Origin of the sequence: Streptomyces cavernae, assembly GCF_004023625.1 — a bacterium.
Lineage (GTDB): Bacteria > Actinomycetota > Actinomycetes > Streptomycetales > Streptomycetaceae > Streptomyces > Streptomyces cavernae.
The window spans coordinates 1-17,299 of record NZ_RPDJ01000016.1; the positions used below are offsets into that span (position 1 = coordinate 1).

A 17,299-nucleotide genomic window follows, 5' to 3' on the forward strand; every position below is an offset into this window, starting at 1 on the left:
TCTGGGTCGGCAGGTCGAAGGCCACCGACAGACCCATCGTGCCGTTGGCGATCAACTGCTGGTACCGCGCGTTGGACTCCGTCGCCGTACCGAAACCGGCGTACTGACGCATCGTCCACGGCCGACCGGTGTACATCGACGGGTAGACACCACGCGTGAAGGGATACGCCCCCGGCTCCCCCAGCTTCTGCGCCGGATCCCAGCCCTGAAGGGACTCAGGCCCGTACACCGGCTCGATGGGCAGTCCGGACTCCGACTCGCGCGCCATGGGTGTGCCTCCGCCTGTTGCTGTGGTTGATCGCTGGTTACTCGCTGGTAGAGCCGACCCTCGCCACGGACTGTAGCGGCGCGGGCGCACCGCTTTGCAGTGGCCCACGCTGGGACCTTCCTCACAACCATGCCTCGTGGTTCGCAACCGGTCACGCACGGGGAGCATCTCAGGTGACGCGAGCCGGACGTCCGGATCCCGTGGTCCGGTGAACTCGACGGGGGGCGGCGTGCGTACTACGGGCATGCGTACTACGGGCCTGGGGAGAGCTCTCGCCGGTGCGGTGGCGCTGGTCGCGGTCACCGGATGCACCGTGCAGACCACGAACGGGTCGCAGCCGCCGCCCGTCCGGATCGACCTGTCCGGCGGCCCCGGCGCGGCGTCCGGCGGGTCCGACGCGAAGAACGGCACCCCACCCGCCCCGGCGTCCACGTCGCCGGCAGCGCCGCCCGCCCCCACTCCCGAACGGGACACCCCCGCGGTGGCGCCCGAGGTCCTGTGGTCCCGCGGTGACGAGGGCCGGGACGTACGGGAGCTGCAGGCCCGGCTGCGCCAGGTGGCCTGGCTCTTCGACGGCCCGACGGGCCTCTACGACGACCTGACCGAGACCGCGGTGCGGGGCTTCCAGGGCAAGCGCGGACTGCCGCGCACCGGCCGGACCGACGCCGTCACCTGGCAGCGGCTGCTGAACATGACCCGCGAGCCGACGAAGTGGGAGCTGTACGCGTTCGGCGGCCAGCCGGCCGCGGCTCCGGACCCGCGCTGTATGACGGGCCGGGTGCTGTGCATCAGCAAGACGAGCCGCACCCTGCGCTGGATGATCGACGGCCGGACCGTCTCGACGATGGCCGTGCGCTTCGGCTCCGAGAACACGCCCACCCGGGAGGGTGTCTTCAGCGTGTCCTTCAAGTCCCGCCACCATGTGTCGACGCTCTACGACTCGCCCATGCCCTACGCGATGTTCTTCAGCGGCGGCCAGGCGGTGCACTACTCGACCGACTTCGCGGCCCGGGGCTACTACGGGGCCTCCCACGGCTGTGTGAACGTCCGTGACGAGACGAAGATCGCGGCCCTGTTCGCGCAGGTGCGAAGCGGCGACAAGGTCGTCGTGTACTGGTGAGAGGAGTTGGGGCGCGGGCGGGACCGGGGGAACGTGTCCCGCCCGCGCCGATTGCACGGAGCCGTGGGTACGGGGGGAACCCCGGCTCCGCGCGACGGCCGATGACCAGTCGGCTCACTCAGTACTGCGTCCCGGCGTCCGAAAACGTCACACCCTGGCGGCAGAAATTTCCGCGGCCCCGTACGCGGGGGGCATACGGGGCCGTAGGTGCAGGTGAGGAGAGGTGCCGGTGCCTCGTGTGTCCTCCGAGCGCTCGGCCGTCGGCCGTGGTCACCCGCGGACCGGTCAGTGACGGGCGGGCAGCACGGGGAGGGCGCCCGGCTTCGGGGCGATCTGCCGCGCCGGCGAGGTGAGGCGGTTCGGGGCGCTCACGATGTTGCCGTGGTGACCACCGCCGGGGCGCGGGCCCGCTTGCGGGTCGCCCTGTCCGCCGCCTCGTCCACCACCTTGGCCGTCGCCGGGTCCGCCTCCGGGTCCACCGCCCTGGCCGCCTCCGGCTCCGGCTCCGTCCCCCGGATGGTCACCGCCGCGATCGTCGCCACCCTGGTCGTCGCCGCCCGGGGTGTCGTCACCACCGCCGTTGGAACCGGGGCCGGCGCCCTGCCGGCCGTCGCGGACGGAGCCGTCCCCGGCTCCGTCCGTGGACCGGCGTCCGGCGAGGTCCAGGACGCCCTTGCAGTACCTCTGCACTCGCATGGCCCCCTTGGCGGCCTCCTCCAGGTCGCGCTTGCGGACCTGGTCCAGGGGCCTGCCGTCGCGCAGGGCTCGGCAGGAGGAGACGATCCCGGACCACCAGTCCCCGCCGCGGCGGACGTCTTCGGGCCTCGGCAGGACGCTCTCCCCGCCGCTCGCCCCCTTTTCCGCCGAGCCCGGCTGCTCGGAGTGGTCGCCGGGGTTCTCCGGCGCGGTCGGCCCGGAGCGGCCGGGGGGCGAGGGTGTGGGCGTCGGTAACGGCTTCTCGGGCTTCGGGGTGGCGGCGGCCGTCACGGACGCGGCCGGGCCCGGCTCGCGGTCGGTGAACGGCAGCACGCCGGCGCCCGACGCGACGGCCACGCCGCCGATCATGCAGGCGGCGAAGGCGGCCACCAGTCCGTACCGCACGGGCCTGCCCCAGCGGGGGCGACGGCGTCCGGAGGCGAGCCGGCCAAGCTGGACGAGGCCGGCGTCGGACGCCGTTCGGGCCTCCTGGCGGCGGGGCGACCGGGCCGGCGCCCGATGGGTGCCGTTCGCACCGTTCGCACGGGGACCGGCTGCCCGGAAAGCGGCCAGCGCGGCGTCCTCACCGGGGAGTTCGCCATCCTTCGGGCGGGATTCCGCAACCAGTGCGCCGAGGGCTTCGGCAAGCCGTTCGGCCTCTTCACGGGTGCCGGCGTCGACGGCTTCCAGCGGCTGTCCGCGCAGCAAACGCTCCGCGGCGTCGCGGTCCAGCCACCTGTACTGCTCGTCGGCCATCACATGTCCTTCTGCGTCCGCGTACGCGAATGCGTCACACCGGCGGACGTCACCGCGCGGCCGCGCGGCGCTCTTTGTGGGGGGAGGGCACCGAGCGAGCCGGATGCTTCCGGATCCACGCCGAGGAGCTCGGCGAGCCGCTTCAGACCGCGGTGCGCCGCCGTCCGCACGGCGCCGGGGCGCTTGCCCAGTGTCTGCGCCGCGGTCTTGGCGTCCAGGCCGACCACGACGCGCAGGACCACGGCTTCCGCCTGGTCCTGCGGGAGTTGGCCGATGAGGGAGAAGGTGTCACCGGTGGCGAGCGCCTCCATGGCCTCGCCCGCGGTGTCGGATTCGGCCGGCCTGCCGGTCAGTTCCGTCTCGTCGCCGCCGATCGCGGGGCGCCGACCGCGCATCCTGATGTGGTCCAGGGCGCGGTTGCGGGCTATCCGCGCCGCCCAGCCGCGGAACCGGTCCGCGTCGCCGCTGAACCGGTCGAGGTCGCGGGCGATCTGCAGCCACGCTTCCGATGTGACGTCCTCGGCGTCCGACTCGCCGACGAGCGTGCGGACGTATCCGAGCAGCCGTGGATGCACGGCTCGGTACACAGTCCGGAACGCGGTCTCGTCTCCGTCCTGTGCGGCCAGCACCGCGGCGGTCAGCTCCGCGTCATCCCCCAGCACGCCACTCCCTTGCGCCCAAACCGGGTCTGCGGTCGTAGTCCGCCGTCCGGCGCGAAAGGCACGTTACGGCGTGAATCCGCTCTCCGTCCATGTCCCCCCAACCTGCAACTATCTCGTGATGAGCCGGGGTGTGACACAAAACGAGGGCGCGGCGCTGTAGAGAGTACGGGCCGCCGCGCGGCCCGTGCCGCGCGACGGCCGGGGCCTCTCCTGTGGGGGGTGGCGGCCCCGGCCGTTGCTTCGGTGACATCTCACCGAAAGCCTTGCGGGCGTGCGGGCATGAGGCCCGAATTCCTCCGGTGAACCTCGCGTTGTGATACGCGGCACACACTTCTCGCCAAGCGCACTACTCGCCGCAACGGCACTCGTGCGCCGAGCGCGCTTCTCGCCGGGAGCGGCACTTACGCGCCGAGCAGCCTTCTCACGCAGCCCACTTCTCGCCGGAGCGCGAGTAGCCCGGAGGGTGTGCAACTGTTCGCCGAGGAGTCGCACAAGGCCGCTTTAACTCGATCGTGTGATGGTCGGCTGGCAGGCTTGCGGTGCCCTGGGCCGGTCGGGTTAGCGTGCCGTGCGACCTGGGACGCCTGGGCCCCGTCCGCATCAGCACACGGAGCGCGAGGACCCCGGAGCGCGACGACCTCGCAGCATGAGCACCCGGAGCACGAGAACCCCGGAGCGCGAGTAGCCCGGAACGCGAGCCCCCCGGAGCTGTAGCGCTTCAGAGCGCGAGATCTCCGGGGCATCAGCACCTCCGAGCACGAGAACCCAGGAGAATCAGCACCCGGAGCGTGCGCGCCCCCCAAGGCGCGGCGGCGACCGTGGGGGCGAAGGGTCTGCCGGCCGGGTAGCCCCGGCGGCAGTGCGGCCCTCGCGGTGGCGGCCCGCCCTACCTCTCCGGCGCCCTCTCCGCCGGGGTCGGCTTCCCGTCCCTCTGCGTACCGTTCACCCCGCTCGACGGGGTCACCGGGTTCGCCGGGTTGGCCGGGTCAGCAGGGTTCGTCGCGCCGGGGTGGTCCGGCTTGCCCTCGGGCGTCTTTGTCGCACGCGGCGTGGCGGTCCGGGCGGCCTCGGCGAGTTCCCGGGCGCAGTACGCGCCGACCCGCTGCTCACCGCCCGCCGCTTCGACGAGACGCTGCCAGGCCGTCGAGTCCATCGCGTTGCCGTTGCCCGCCACCGACTCGTAGGCACGGCAGTGGGCCAGGGTGTCCTTGGCGGTGGTCGGCCGGCCGGGCGAGGCGGGGCCGTCCGAGGTGGACTGTGATGCCGAGGGGTCCGATGCGCCGGGCCGGCCGGAGGCGGTGGACGGGTACGCGCGGCCCCGGTCGTCGTCGCCTCTGTCCGGCGACGAGCCGACCGAGCCGATCCCCGCGACCGCGACGCCCCCCACAGTGAGGCTCGCGAGCAGCATCGTGACCGTCGTACGGATCCGGCGTCGGGCGGGCCACCGTTCCGCCCGGGGCCGCCAGTCGTCGCGGCGCCGGGTGCGCGCCTGGTGCGCTCCGAGTTCGCGGGCGGCCCGGAACGCCGCCACCGCCCGCCGCTCGCCCTCGTCGCCCAGGGCGTTCTCGCGCAGCGCGGCGGCGAGCATCAGCTCCAGCTCCGCGTCCACGCCCTCGCTCACGCCCGTGGTGTGCTTACCGGTCACGGTGTCGTCGGCCCGGCCTCCGGGCCCGGCGGCGCGAGGGTGCGCATACCGACGGCCGGGGAATCGTCCGTCGCTGTGCCCGTCACCCATGCCCGTGTCCGTCCCTGCCGGGCGGCCCGCCGCTGTCGCGGTTGCTGCCGCCGTTGCCGTTCATCTCAAATCCTCTGGCTCCTCTAGTGCCTCTGGTGTTCGAATCCCCAAGCGTCCGCGGGGCCTCATCCGTCACACTTTCACCGTCCAGCCGCCGGGCCAGACGCTTCAGCCCCCGGTACGCGGCGGTGCGCACCGCACCCGGGCGTTTGCCGAGGACGCGGGCCGCGGCGGGGCCGTCGAGGCCCACCACGACCCGCAGCAGGACCGCCTCGGCCTGCTCGCGCGGCAGCTCCCGGACCATCGCCAGGGCGCGCTCGGTGGACATGGACTCCAGCGCCTGGTCATGCGTGCTGTACGCGCCGGGCAGGTCAAGCACGCCGTCCTCGAGCGCCGCCGACTTGGGACGCACCCGGAGCCGGCGCAGATGGTCCAGGGCCCGGTGCCGGGCGATGGTCGCGGTCCAGCCGCGGAACCCCGCCCCGTCCCCCTTGAACCTGCCCAGGTCACGGGCGATCTCCAGCCATGCGTCGGACGCCACGTCCTCGGCGTCGTCGCCGACGATGCCCCGCAGATAGCCGAGCAGCCCCGGTTGCACGATCCGGTACGCGACCGCGAAGGCCGCCTCGTCGCCTTTCTGAGCCCGCCCGACGGCCGCGCCCAGTTCCCCGTCCATCGCCTGCCCGCGACGGGGTTCCCCTCCCTCTCCCTGGCCCAACTCTGTCCTCGTTCGTACCGGGTCCGTAGCGAATCCGCACCGTGCGACACAGTCGTCGGCCGTGCCCTCGCCCTTCACGGCCATCAGCGTCCGGCGGGCCGGAAGTGTCACAGCACGTCGGGGCGGCCGTCGCACGCGAGTGGTGCGGAAGTGACGTTTGCGCACTGCCGTGCGCTGTTTTGAAGGCACCTGTGTGACCGATGGTGCTGTCGCAAATCCAAATAGGGGTGGGGAAATTGAGTCGCCGTACGACCCGTGCGTACAAGCCGCTGAGTCTGCGACGAAGAGCGTGGCTGACCGCCGGGGCCGTCGTGCTGAGCGGGGCGGGGATCATCACCTACGCCGTGGCGGGTCCGTCGGGACCCGAGGAGCCCGCCGCGAAGGACGCCCGCAGACCGGCGGCGGTGCACACCGTGAAGCTCAAGGACCAGGGCGCCGGGCACAAGGGCCTGGCCAAGCAGGACACGGAACGGTTCAGCGCCGCCATGCTGACCTGGGACGAAGCACACGCGAAGCTCAGGGGGACGGCCGAGATCCGGTACCGGGCGCTCGGCACCGACGAGTGGTCCGACTGGCAGAAGCTGGACGACGACCCGTTCTCGGCCGACGGCGCCGAGGCCGAGCGGGCCGGGACGCGCGGTGCCACCGCCTCCGCGTGGACGGGCGCCGCGGACGGCGTCGAGGTGCGGGTGGTGAAGCCGGACGGGACCCTCGCCAACCGGCTCCCCGCGGGCCTGGACGTGAAGCTGCTCGATCCGGGCACGGACCCGGAGGACACCGCCGCGACCGAGCCCGCCGCCTTCGCCGAGGAGACCACACCGGCGGCGAGCGGCTCCCCCTCGCCCGGTGACTCGACGACGGCGGGCGGCTCACCGACGGCGAGCGACTCGGCACCGGCCACCACGGCCTCCCCGACCGGGACGACGTCACCCGGCGACACCACGTCTCCGACGGACACGGCGGCGCCGACCGGCTCGACGCCCCCCACGGTCTCCGCCTCCCCGACCGGATCGTCATCACCGAGCAGGTCCGCCTCGCCCTCCCCGAGCAGCACGGTCCCGGCCCCCCGCCCCTCCACGGTCGTCAAGCCGCCGGTCATCACCCAGGCCGAGTGGGGCGCCTCGACCGACTACGACGGCACCCCGTCCTACGGCACCGAGATCAAGGCGGCCGTGATCCACCACACGGGCGTCGACAGCGACAACAGGCTCTCCTGCGGTGAGTCACGCGCGCGGATGCGCACCATCCAGCAGGAGCACTTCGCCCGCGGCTACTACGACATCGGCTACAACTTCGTCGTCGACCGCTGCGGCCAGATCTTCGAGGGCCGCAGCGGCGGCATGGACCTTCCGGTGGCCGGTGCGCACGACATCGGCTTCAACACCAACACGGTCGGCATCTCTTACCTCGGCAACTACATGACCGCCCAGCCGACCCGCGCCGCGCTCGACGCGATCGCCCGGATCGTCGCGTGGAAGTTCGGGATGTACGGCATCGACCCGACCGGCAAGGTCGCGCTGGTCTCGGGCAGTGACGCGGGCGTCGACGGCAACAAGGTCGCCAAGGGCCAGTCGATCACCCTGCCGAGGGTCTTCGGGCACCGCGACACCAACGCCACGGCCTGCCCGGGCGACAACCTCTACCGGAAGCTGACGCTCATCGCCGCGCTGGCGAAGAACCCGGGCGTCTCGCACGCTCTGGCCACCTCGGACTACAACCGCGACGGCATCACGGACCTGGTCGCGGGCACGCCCCGGACGTCGGGCGGCGTCGGCAGCGTCACCGTGGTCCCCGGCGGACTCGACGGCCCGGTCACCGCCTCCAGGAAGACGCTCACCCAGAGCAGCCCCGGTGTCCCCGACTCCTCCGAGGCCGGCGACAACTGGGGCGCCGCGACCGCGTGGGGCGATGTGAACGGCGACGGCCACGCCGATCTCGCGGTGGGAGCCCCCGGCGAGGACGACACCAGCGGTCACGCCGACCGCGGCGCGGTCACCGTCCTGTACGGGCCGGGCTTCGGCTCCGGCTTCTCGTACAGCACCTCCGGGGTCACCTCGGCGGGCGCCAGGCTCGGTTCGACGGTCACCGTCGGCGACTTCAACGGCGACGGCAAGGCGGACGTGTTCGCCGCGGGCACCGGGCGGGGCGGCAACTGGAACGCACGACTGACCGGCGGATCCACCACGGCCGGCACGCTCACCTCCGCCACCGGTTCGGTCGCCCACCTGGACGCGGCCACCGGCGACTTCAACCGGGACGGCTACGCGGACGTCGCCCTGAACTACCGCGACACCGGCGGCATCGGACGCGTGGTGCGGTTCGCGGGCTCGGCGACGGGCCTGACCAAGGCGGGCGTGATCAGCGTGCGGGGCGGCCGGTCCATCGCCGCCGGCGACGTCAACGGCAACGGCTACGACGACATCGTCATCGGCCAGCCGTTCGCGTCGGAGTCCGGCGGCAAGGCGGGCGGTCAGGTGACGATGGTCCCGGGCACCACGACCGGCTTCACCACCACCGGCATGACCACCGTCCACCAGGACACCACCGGCGTCCCCGGCGACGACGAGTCCGGCGACGCCTTCGGGTCCTCCGTCTCGGTCGGCGACTTCAACGCCGACGGCTACCCGGACGTCCTCGCGGGCGCCCCGAACGAGGACATCACCCGCGACGGCGTGAACCGCGCCAACGCGGGCTCCGCGATCCTCGTCAAGGGCACGGCGTCCGGCCTCACCGGCTCGGGCGCGGTCGTCGTCTCGCAGGACACCTCGGGCGTCCCGGGCTCCACCGAGACCGACGACAGGTTCGGCTCGGCCGTGTCCCTCACGGACCTGTCCGGGTACGGGCGCGCCGACCTCACGTTCGGCGCTGACGGCGAGGACGCGGGCGACGGAATCCTGGCGTACGTGCCCAGCAACAGCACGGGGCTCGGGTTCTCCCAGACCCTGCTGATCAGCAAGTCCACCCTGGGCACCCCGACGGGTGCGCGCCTGGGTCAGACGCTGACGCCGTGAAACGGGTGACCTGACACGGGGCAGGTGACCTGACGAGAGGTTCGGGGCCACGTTCGACCGTGGCCCCGAACCTCTTTCGGCCGGGAACGCGGGGCACTCAGCCCCTTAGCCGCGCCCTGCGTGACACCACGGCCCGCAGCACCCGCCGCCCCTCCACCGACACGTCCAGGGCCCTGCGCAGTCCGCCCGAGTCGGTGGCGAGCAGCTCCAGGACCTTGACCTGACGGCGCAGTTCGGCGGCGACGAGCGGTGACATACCGGCGGTGCGGCCCTCGCGGCGGGCGGCCACATCGGTCTCGCCGTCGGCGGCCGTGTCCAGCAGCCGGTGGATCTGGAGCGCGGCGACCGAGCAGGCGTCGGCCCAGGCGCGCAGCGCCGCCGCCGAGCGGTCCTCGGGGGCGGCGCCGAGCATCCGGCGGGCCAGGACGACGGCCTCGTCGTCGTCGCGCGCCGCGTCGTCGTCCTCCGCGCAGCCCAGTTCCGCCCGCACCTTGGCCAGCCGCTCGGCCCAGCCCACGCCCTCCGAGAGGCATGTCCACAGGGGTCGCAGGACCTCGTCATCGCCGCCGAGCAACGGCACGCAGCGATCCAAACAAGCCAACCCACTGACGGCCAGGCTTCGCTCGTCGGCCTGTGCGATCAGTTCCACCAGGCTCATCCCAACGCCTCCTCCGCGGGGCGCTCCCATTACGGAGCACACACTTTCCCTTACTGCGTGCGCTGGACCGCGAACGTCACAGAGGCACCACGCCCAACCGGTCGAGCAAATCGTGGAAGAGGTTTTCGGCCAGTGGGTTGGGATCCGCGGCCAGTACGGCGAGCAGCGGCGCGATCTCCACGGGGTGTCCGGACTCGGCCGCCCACCTCACCGCGCGTTCGGCCGCGTCGGGCGGCTCCAGGAAGTAGTCGTCGACGGTGAGGCCCTCGTCCCCGAGGTACTTGGCCATCGCCCCGCGCCCGAGACAGGTCGTCCACACCCCGCTCTCGGGCGCCGCCGCCTCCACCACCACGCAGTCGCTGTCCATCACGTATCCGAACAGCGCGGGCGCGCCCGTCTCCTGCGCGAGGGTGACCATGCTCCCCACGTCGCCGTCGCCGCCCTCGTACTCCCACATCTGCCAGCCGCCGGAAGCCGACTTGCGCAGCTTCAGGCCCGGCACCCCCGACAACGCCTCCGTCTCCGCGAGCGGACGCTCGCTCCTGCCCACGACGAGATACCCCCAGTAGCCCATTTGGTTTCCCCCGGTGTCTCGGTTCGGCACGCGCCCGAATACACCACAGTCGTATGGAGGTTCGCCACTGTTTGCAGCAAGTCCTGGTCGTTTCGGCCGTCCGGGGGCGCCTTCAAGCCTCAGCCCAGACGGTTCGCCAGTGCGCTGAAGTCCGTCCAGGACAGTGTCGGTTTCTCCGGGTCCCACAGCTTCTGCACCAGCGCCCTGACCGGCATCCGGATGCCCCGGGCGACCTGGTCCTGGGTCTGGGAACCCGCGAGGTCGCACCAGACGGCGAAGCTGCCGCCCAGTATCTGACCGTCGTACCGGGCCGGGACGGGCGTCGTACCGCGCACCACGAGCGGAGTCCACTGTTCGTAGATGCGCCGGCCGGTGGGGTAGACGAACTGGTTGGGCTCGCCGAGGACGTAGTACAGGTACTCGTCGTTGTAGTTGACGAGCCTGCGGCCCGCGCTGAGGTACTCGACCGGCGGCCGGGCGCCGATCTCCTTGCCGGTCCAGTACGCGACCCGCAGATCGCGTGCGGCGTTCACCGTCCCGCCGGCGAAGAACCCGTCGTTCCAGGCGAGCATCGTGCGGTCGTGGGCGCGCACGGTGGCGGCCCGGTCGTTGAGCCAGCCGGTCGTGAGGTCCTGCACCCCGGCCCCGGGCCCGAACCTCGCGCGCGCGGCGGCGGCCAGCTGCGGGTACGAGGCGGCCGGGTCGCTCACCACGAGCGCCTGGTACTCGTCACCTCCGAGGTGCCAGGTCGAGCCGGGGAAGAGTCCTGCGTACTCGTCGAGCAGATCGTCCACGATCTTCGCTGAGGCCGGCTTGGAGATGTCGATGGCTCCCCGGGTCGGGGTGCCCTGCGCGTTGCGCAGCTGCAGGTCCGGATGGGCGGCGAGCACCGCACCGAGGTGGCCGGGCGAGTCGATCTCGGGGACGACGGTGATGTGCCGCTCGGCCGCGAGGTCGACGATCCGCCTGACCTGCGCCTTGGTGAGGTGCTGCCGGGACACGACCTCGGGGTGCGAGTCCGATGCGATGCGGAAGCCCTGGTCGTCGGAGAAGTGGAGTCCGAGCTGGTTGTACTTGAGGTCCCCGAGCTCCCGGACGCGGTCCTCGATCCAGTCGGCCGTGAAGTGCTTGCGCGCGATGTCCAGCATGAACCCGCGCACGGGCTTGGCCGGGCTGTCCCGTACGACGCCCTCGGGCGCGGTCGACCCGTTGTGCACCTCCTGCTTCAGGGTGCGGGTGCCGTAGAAGACACCGGCCTCCGCGGGGCCGCTGATGCGTACCCGCCGGTCGCGGACGGTCATGGTGTACGACTCCGGGTTGCCCTCGCCCGCCAGCGTCAGCTCGACGTCGCCCGGGCCCGCCTCGTCCTGTCCGCCGAAGCGCATCCCGAGCTCCGACGCGGTCAGCCGCGCCTCGTCGGCGAGCGAGCCCTCGCTCACCACGATCCGGGCGCCGGCACCGGGGCGCCAGCCGGGGCCGCGTGCCGGGGTGTGGTCCCGTACGGCCGGGATGGTGTGCGGCGGCTCGGACAGTGGATACGTCCGGGTGGGTGAGGGAGTGGGTGCCGCCGCCGTCCCGCTGGGTGCGGCCTGCTCCGTCGTGAACCGGCCGCCGCCGCCCGGCCACAGGGCGACCAGCAGGCCGACCAGGGCAACGACCACGGCCACGGCCAGTGCGGCCGCGGCGCCGTTCAGGCGCAAGCTCCCGGCGTATACCGCTCGCCTCCGTGCGGTCGCGCGTACCGCGCGCCTCCGTCCGGTCATCGCGCCATACCCCCAAGCCGCACCAACTGACTCCTTTCGGACGAAAGCCCCTCCGCTGAAATTACGCCTACCGCCGCCACCGCGCGTCTTGAAACCGTCCCGTCCGGGTGAATTTCAGGCATCCATCGGACAAGTCGCGTCAATCCTCGATAGCGTGGTGGCACATCTCTCACTTCTTTCCCTGCTGACTCATGCGCGGCGACCCTTCGTGAGCCTCGCCGCGCTCTCCCGCCGAGGACCCACGCTGCCCGCGCATCGCAACCACCGCATTCCCGGCCCGGCCCCCGAGCAGTTCCGGCGGCCACGCGGCGCAGCCTCTCCCGAGGGCCTGACGCGTTTCAACTCCGCCCCCGCGACGGTCGCCGAGCGCGCCCTCCTCGGCTGCTGCGGCAGCCGCCGCTGGGCGCGCAGGGTCGCCGCCCACCGCCCCTACCCGGATTCCGAGTCCTTGATCGCCGCGGCCGACGAGGCGGCGTACGACCTGACACCGGACGATCTCGCCGAGGCGCTGGCCCGCGAGTCCTTCGCGCTGCCCGTCGACGGCGGGAGCGGCGGCGACGGCGCGCCGAAAACGGAGCGCATACCGCGCGTGTACCCCGCCGCGCACACCGCACTGAGCGCCGCGCACGCCGCGTACGCGAGCCGTTTCGGCCATGTTTTCGTGATCTGCCTGGACGACGCGCCGCCGGAGGAAGCCCTCGACCGGACCCTCACCGGCATCCGGGCCCGTCTGACGAACGACCCCGAGGAGGAGCGCGTCCTCACCGCCGAGGAACTGCGCCGCCTCACCCGGGGCCGGCTCACCAGACTCATACGCACATTCGATTACCCGGCCGGGGATCGGGCGCCCGCCGCCCACCCGGATCCGGAATCAACCGCTACGCCAGAGATGTCCCAGGTCAGCCGCCCTCCCGGTCACCCGTGCGCGCGCGTTTGACTGCCTGTTCGATCACATCGGTAGGGCCGCTGTAAGCGTTCCGACAACACGTCGCTACGATGGCCAGGGCCGGTGGACCGTACCCGGCCGGGCCCGACCGACACGAAAGCCGGCGCGGCCCCAATCCCGCTCCCGGAGGGTTCTTCCGTGCCGGCTGGAACGCTGTACCGCGGCCGGGAAGGAATGTGGTCCTGGGTGGCTCACCGAGTCACCGGCGTCCTCATCTTCTTCTTCCTGTTCGTACACGTGCTGGACACCGCGCTCGTGCGTGTCTCCCCCGAGGCCTACGACAACGTCGTGGCCACCTACAAGAATCCGATCGTCGCGCTGCTGGAGTACGGCCTCGTCGCCGCCATCCTCTTCCACGCGCTCAACGGCCTGCGCGTCATCGCCGTCGACTTCTGGTCCAAGGGCACCCGCTACCAGAAGCAGTTGCTGTGGACCGTCGTCGGGATCTGGGTTGTGCTGATGCTCGGGGCGATCTACCCCGTACTGGGCCACGCCGCTCGTGAACTGTTCGGGAGCTGACGCAGATGTCCACTACTGAGACCACCCCCTCCGGAATCGGCCCGGTCGAGGGCGACGGTGGGCTGTCGTACGGCCCGGACAACCCCGCGCCGGTCATCGAGCCCCCGCGCAAGCGCACCAAGAAGAGCCCCAGGTCCACCCGCGGCAACTTCGAGATGCACGCCTGGCTGTTCATGCGGCTGTCCGGCATCGTGCTGGTCGTCCTGGTCATCGGCCACCTGCTCATCCAGCTCGTCCTCGACGGCGGCGTCTCCAAGATCGGCTTCGCCTTCGTGGCCGGCCGCTGGGCCTCCCCCTGGTGGCAGGCCTGGGACCTGCTGATGCTGTGGCTGGCGATGCTGCACGGCGCCAACGGTCTGCGCACGGTCATCAACGACTACGCGGAGCGCGCGAACACGCGGCTGTGGCTGAAGGCACTGCTCTACACCGCCACGGTGTTCACCGTCCTGCTGGGCACGCTGGTGATCTTCACCTTCGACCCGAACATCCGCTAGATCCGGGGCTACGAGACTCATGAAGATCCACAAGTACGACACCGTCATCGTCGGCGCGGGTGGCGCCGGCATGCGCGCGGCCATCGAGTCGACGAAGCGCAGCCGCACCGCCGTGCTCACGAAGCTGTACCCCACCCGCTCCCACACGGGCGCCGCGCAGGGCGGCATGGCCGCCGCGCTGGCCAACGTGGAGGAGGACAACTGGGAGTGGCACACCTTCGACACGGTCAAGGGCGGTGACTACCTGGTCGACCAGGACGCCGCGGAGATCCTGGCGAAGGAGGCCATCGACTCCGTCCTCGACCTGGAGAAGATGGGCCTGCCGTTCAACCGGACCCCGAACGGCACGATCGACCAGCGCCGTTTCGGCGGTCACTCGCGTAACCACGGCGAGGCCCCGGTCCGCCGCTCCTGCTACGCGGCCGACCGCACCGGCCACATGATCCTCCAGACGCTGTACCAGAACTGTGTGAAGGAGGGCGTGGAGTTCTTCAACGAGTTCTACGTCCTCGACCAGCTGATCACCGAGGTCGACGGCGTCAAGAAGTCGGCCGGTGTCGTGGCCTACGAACTGGCGACCGGTGAGATCCACGTCTTCCAGGCGAAGGCCGTGATCTACGCGTCCGGCGGCTGCGGCAAGTTCTTCAAGGTGACGTCCAACGCGCACACGCTGACCGGTGACGGCCAGGCGGCCGTGTACCGGCGCGGACTGCCCCTGGAGGACATGGAGTTCTTCCAGTTCCACCCGACCGGCATCTGGCGCATGGGCATCCTGCTGACGGAGGGCGCCCGCGGTGAGGGCGGCATCCTCCGCAACAAGGACGGCGAGCGCTTCATGGAGAAGTACGCGCCGGTCATGAAGGACCTCGCGTCCCGTGACGTGGTCTCCCGCTCCATCTACACGGAGATCCGCGAGGGCCGTGGCTGCGGCCCCGAGGGCGACCACGTCTACCTGGACCTCACCCACCTCCCGCCGGAGCAGCTGGACGCCAAGCTGCCCGACATCACGGAGTTCGCCCGCACGTACCTCGGTATCGAGCCGTACACGGACCCGATCCCGATCCAGCCCACCGCGCACTACGCGATGGGCGGCATCCCGACCAACGTCGAGGGTGAGGTCCTGTCGGACAACACCACGGTCGTCCCGGGCCTGTACGCGGCCGGCGAGGTCGCCTGCGTCTCCGTCCACGGCGCGAACCGTCTCGGCACCAACTCGCTGCTCGACATCAACGTCTTCGGACGGCGCGCGGGCATCGCGGCCGCGAATTACTCGCAGACGGCGGACTTCGTCGAGCTGCCCGAGGACCCGGCCTCGCTGGTCGTCGAGCAGATCGAGCAGCTGCGGTCCTCCACGGGCAACGAGCGCGTGGCGGAGCTGCGCCGCGAGCTGCAGGAGACCATGGACGCGAACGTCATGGTGTTCCGCACCGAGCAGACCATCAAGACGGCTGTCGAGAAGATCGCGGAGCTGCGCGAGCGCTACAAGAACGTCGCGATCCAGGACAAGGGCAAGCGGTTCAACACGGACCTGCTGGAGGCCGTCGAGCTGGGCAACCTGCTCGACCTCGCCGAGGTCATGGCGGTCTCCGCGCTGGCGCGCAAGGAGTCCCGCGGCGGTCACTACCGCGAGGACTACCCGAACCGCGACGACGTCAACTTCATGCGCCACACCATGGCGTACCGCGAGGTCGGCGACGACGGCACCGAGACCGTCCGTCTCGACTACAAGCCGGTCGTCCAGACCCGCTACCAGCCGATGGAGCGTAAGTACTGATGGCAACCCCCGTAATGGACAAGGCCGAGACCCCTGGTGCGGCGCCCGCGGCCTCTCCGTACATCACGGTGACCTTCCGGGTCCGCCGCTTCGACCCCGAGGTCGCGGCCGACGCCTTCTGGGAAGACTTCCAGCTGGAGATCGACCCGAAGGAGCGCGTCCTCGACGGTCTGCACAAGATCAAGTGGGACATGGACGGCACGCTGACGTTCCGCCGCTCCTGCGCGCACGGCATCTGCGGCTCGGACGCGATGCGGATCAACGGCAAGAACCGTCTTGCCTGCAAGACCCTGATCAAGGACATCAATCCCGAGAAGCCGATCACGGTCGAGCCCATAAAGGGCCTGACGGTCCTCAAGGACCTGGTCGTCGACATGGAGCCGTTCTTCCAGGCCTACCGTGACGTGATGCCGTTCCTGATCACGAAGGACACCAACGAGCCGACGCGCGAGCGTCTGCAGTCGGCGGCGGACCGCGAGCGCTTCGACGACACCACGAAGTGCATCCTCTGCGCGGCCTGCACGTCGTCGTGCCCGGTCTTCTGGAACGACGGCCAGTACTTCGGCCCGGCCGCCATCGTCAACGCGCACCGCTTCATCTTCGACTCGCGTGACGAGGCGGGCGAGCAGCGCCTGGAGATCCTCAACGACAAGGACGGCGTGTGGCGCTGCCGCACGACGTTCAACTGCACGGACGCCTGCCCGCGCGGTATCGAGGTGACGAAGGCGATCGCCGAGGTGAAGAAGGCGCTGATCACTCGGCGGTTCTGACTCTCCTCCCCGTACGGCTACGAGGGCCCCGCTTCCCGGTTTCCACCGGGGCAGGGCCCTCTGGCGTCCGCGAAACACGATCGGGTGAACGTGATCGTGAAGGACGTGCGGGTGCTGTCCGGCCTACGATGATGCTCTCGACACCGGCCCCCAGGAGGCACGCGATGTCCGCTGCATCCGTCGAGCAGCCCTTCGACGACAAGCCGTTCTCCCTCACGGCCATCGCCGACGAGATCATGGAGCGCCATCCGGGCTACCGCGTCGAGATCATTGGAGGCCATCTCCTCGTGACGCCCTCACCGGACGCCCCCCACGCCCGCGCGCTGACCAAGCTCATGCGCCCCTTCATCACTGCAGGACTGGACGACGGCGAAACCGAGGTCCTCCAGAACGTCGGGCTCTGGCTGCCCACCGGCGAAGAGGACTACGCCATCCCCGACCTCGTGGTGGTGGACGCCGACGTCGACGATCACTTCGTCGAGAACAACGCCTACGACCCGGTCTGCTTCCGCCTCGTCCTGGAGGTCACCTCCGGAAACTGGCAGAACGACCTGAAGACCAAGGTCGGCGCGTACGCCGAGGCCAAGGTCCCCGTCTACGTCGTCGTCGACCGCAAGCACCAGCGCCTCCACGTCCTCACCGATCCCACCGAGGACAACTACGCCAACCACCGTGTCCACGCCCCCAGCGAAGTGGTCACCCTCCCCGACTCCATCGGCGCCAAGGTCACGCTGGACGTCGCGCAGATCCTGGAGGCAGGCCGGCCGAAGCGCTCCTGAGCCGCGGTGCAAGCGGCAGCGGGCCGGGCACACCACGTGCGCCCGGCCCGTCCGTC

At 71.2% G+C, this 17,299-nt stretch carries 16 protein-coding genes; 8 read left to right on the forward strand and 8 right to left on the reverse strand.

What is annotated here, in order from left to right; genetic code table 11:
• Positions 1-268: methylmalonyl-CoA mutase family protein (locus EF387_RS26180; RefSeq protein WP_238431703.1), on the reverse strand; the 268-nt coding region annotated here is incomplete at its 3' end.
• A gap of 244 nt (positions 269-512) precedes the next feature.
• Here EF387_RS26180 and EF387_RS26185 point away from each other — a divergent pair.
• Positions 513-1,388, forward strand: a complete 876-nt coding sequence (locus EF387_RS26185) for a L,D-transpeptidase family protein (protein WP_128379066.1) — start codon at positions 513-515, stop codon at positions 1,386-1,388.
• A gap of 285 nt (positions 1,389-1,673) precedes the next feature.
• Here the strand turns inward: EF387_RS26185 and EF387_RS26190 are convergent, their stop codons facing one another.
• From EF387_RS26190 to EF387_RS26205, 4 genes are all read right to left on the reverse strand, one after another.
• A complete protein-coding gene (locus tag EF387_RS26190) occupies positions 1,674-2,840 on the reverse strand; it encodes a hypothetical protein (protein WP_128379067.1) in 1,167 nt (388 codons plus the stop codon).
• On the reverse strand, positions 2,840-3,502 hold the full coding sequence (locus EF387_RS26195; RefSeq protein WP_128379068.1) for an RNA polymerase sigma factor: 663 nt from the start codon (positions 3,500-3,502) through the stop codon (positions 2,840-2,842). The genes EF387_RS26190 and EF387_RS26195 overlap by 1 nt, the downstream gene beginning before the upstream one ends.
• A gap of 886 nt (positions 3,503-4,388) precedes the next feature.
• Positions 4,389-5,237 carry a hypothetical protein gene (locus tag EF387_RS26200; protein WP_238431704.1) on the reverse strand — a complete coding sequence of 283 codons (849 nt, stop codon included), beginning with the start codon at positions 5,235-5,237 and terminating at the stop codon, positions 4,389-4,391.
• Positions 5,230-5,913, reverse strand: a complete 684-nt coding sequence (locus EF387_RS26205; protein ID WP_238431705.1) for an RNA polymerase sigma factor — start codon at positions 5,911-5,913, stop codon at positions 5,230-5,232. The genes EF387_RS26200 and EF387_RS26205 overlap by 8 nt, the downstream gene beginning before the upstream one ends.
• A 278-nt stretch (positions 5,914-6,191) precedes the next feature.
• Here EF387_RS26205 and EF387_RS26210 point away from each other — a divergent pair, with 278 nt between their 5' ends.
• Positions 6,192-8,966, forward strand: coding sequence for an FG-GAP-like repeat-containing protein (locus EF387_RS26210; protein WP_128379070.1), 2,775 nt, complete (start codon positions 6,192-6,194; stop codon positions 8,964-8,966).
• A gap of 97 nt (positions 8,967-9,063) precedes the next feature.
• Here the strand turns inward: EF387_RS26210 and EF387_RS26215 are convergent, their stop codons facing one another.
• The 3 genes from EF387_RS26215 to EF387_RS26225 form a co-directional block, all read right to left on the reverse strand.
• Positions 9,064-9,624, reverse strand: a complete 561-nt coding sequence (locus tag EF387_RS26215) for a hypothetical protein (protein ID WP_128379071.1) — start codon at positions 9,622-9,624, stop codon at positions 9,064-9,066.
• 76 nt (positions 9,625-9,700) lie between these two features.
• Positions 9,701-10,198, reverse strand: coding sequence for a hypothetical protein (locus tag EF387_RS26220; protein ID WP_128379072.1), 498 nt, complete (start codon positions 10,196-10,198; stop codon positions 9,701-9,703).
• 119 nt (positions 10,199-10,317) lie between these two features.
• On the reverse strand, positions 10,318-11,961 hold the full coding sequence (locus EF387_RS26225) for a beta-N-acetylhexosaminidase (protein WP_128379073.1): 1,644 nt from the start codon (positions 11,959-11,961) through the stop codon (positions 10,318-10,320).
• 154 nt (positions 11,962-12,115) lie between these two features.
• On the opposite strand from EF387_RS26225, the gene EF387_RS26230 reads away from it, so the two are divergent.
• The 6 genes from EF387_RS26230 (at position 12,116) to EF387_RS26255 (ending at position 17,243) form a co-directional block, all read left to right on the forward strand.
• Positions 12,116-12,898, forward strand: a complete 783-nt coding sequence (locus EF387_RS26230; protein WP_338058130.1) for a 2-oxo-4-hydroxy-4-carboxy-5-ureidoimidazoline decarboxylase — start codon at positions 12,116-12,118, stop codon at positions 12,896-12,898.
• 147 nt (positions 12,899-13,045) lie between these two features.
• Positions 13,046-13,426, forward strand: a complete 381-nt coding sequence (gene sdhC, locus EF387_RS26235; protein ID WP_128379074.1) for a succinate dehydrogenase, cytochrome b556 subunit — start codon at positions 13,046-13,048, stop codon at positions 13,424-13,426.
• 5 nt (positions 13,427-13,431) lie between these two features.
• Positions 13,432-13,920: a succinate dehydrogenase hydrophobic membrane anchor subunit gene (locus EF387_RS26240; protein ID WP_128379075.1), complete on the forward strand. Its 489-nt coding sequence runs from the start codon at positions 13,432-13,434 to the stop codon at positions 13,918-13,920.
• Positions 13,921-13,939: 19 nt separating this feature from the next.
• On the forward strand, positions 13,940-15,694 hold the full coding sequence (gene sdhA / locus EF387_RS26245) for a succinate dehydrogenase flavoprotein subunit (RefSeq protein ID WP_128379076.1): 1,755 nt from the start codon (positions 13,940-13,942) through the stop codon (positions 15,692-15,694).
• Entirely contained in the window at positions 15,694-16,464 is a 771-nt protein-coding gene (locus EF387_RS26250; protein ID WP_128379077.1) for a succinate dehydrogenase iron-sulfur subunit, read from the forward strand. The genes sdhA and EF387_RS26250 overlap by 1 nt, the downstream gene beginning before the upstream one ends.
• 164 nt (positions 16,465-16,628) lie before the next feature.
• Positions 16,629-17,243, forward strand: a complete 615-nt coding sequence (locus EF387_RS26255; RefSeq protein WP_128379078.1) for a Uma2 family endonuclease — start codon at positions 16,629-16,631, stop codon at positions 17,241-17,243.
• The last annotated feature ends 56 nt before the right edge of the window (positions 17,244-17,299 follow it).

Coding starts and splice junctions, on each gene's coding strand:
- EF387_RS26200 (WP_238431704.1), bottom strand. CDS start 5,237: ATGGGTGACGGGCACAGCGACGGACGATTCCCCGGCCGTCGGTATGCG.
- EF387_RS26215 (WP_128379071.1), bottom strand. CDS start 9,624: ATGAGCCTGGTGGAACTGATCGCACAGGCCGACGAGCGAAGCCTGGCC.
- EF387_RS26225 (WP_128379073.1), bottom strand. CDS start 11,961: ATGACCGGACGGAGGCGCGCGGTACGCGCGACCGCACGGAGGCGAGCG.
- EF387_RS26240 (WP_128379075.1), top strand. CDS start 13,432: ATGTCCACTACTGAGACCACCCCCTCCGGAATCGGCCCGGTCGAGGGC.
- EF387_RS26185 (WP_128379066.1), top strand. CDS start 513: ATGCGTACTACGGGCCTGGGGAGAGCTCTCGCCGGTGCGGTGGCGCTG.
- EF387_RS26255 (WP_128379078.1), top strand. CDS start 16,629: ATGTCCGCTGCATCCGTCGAGCAGCCCTTCGACGACAAGCCGTTCTCC.
- EF387_RS26220 (WP_128379072.1), bottom strand. CDS start 10,198: ATGGGCTACTGGGGGTATCTCGTCGTGGGCAGGAGCGAGCGTCCGCTC.
- sdhA (WP_128379076.1), top strand. CDS start 13,940: ATGAAGATCCACAAGTACGACACCGTCATCGTCGGCGCGGGTGGCGCC.
- EF387_RS26190 (WP_128379067.1), bottom strand. CDS start 2,840: ATGGCCGACGAGCAGTACAGGTGGCTGGACCGCGACGCCGCGGAGCGT.
- EF387_RS26250 (WP_128379077.1), top strand. CDS start 15,694: ATGGCAACCCCCGTAATGGACAAGGCCGAGACCCCTGGTGCGGCGCCC.
- EF387_RS26205 (WP_238431705.1), bottom strand. CDS start 5,913: ATGGACGGGGAACTGGGCGCGGCCGTCGGGCGGGCTCAGAAAGGCGAC.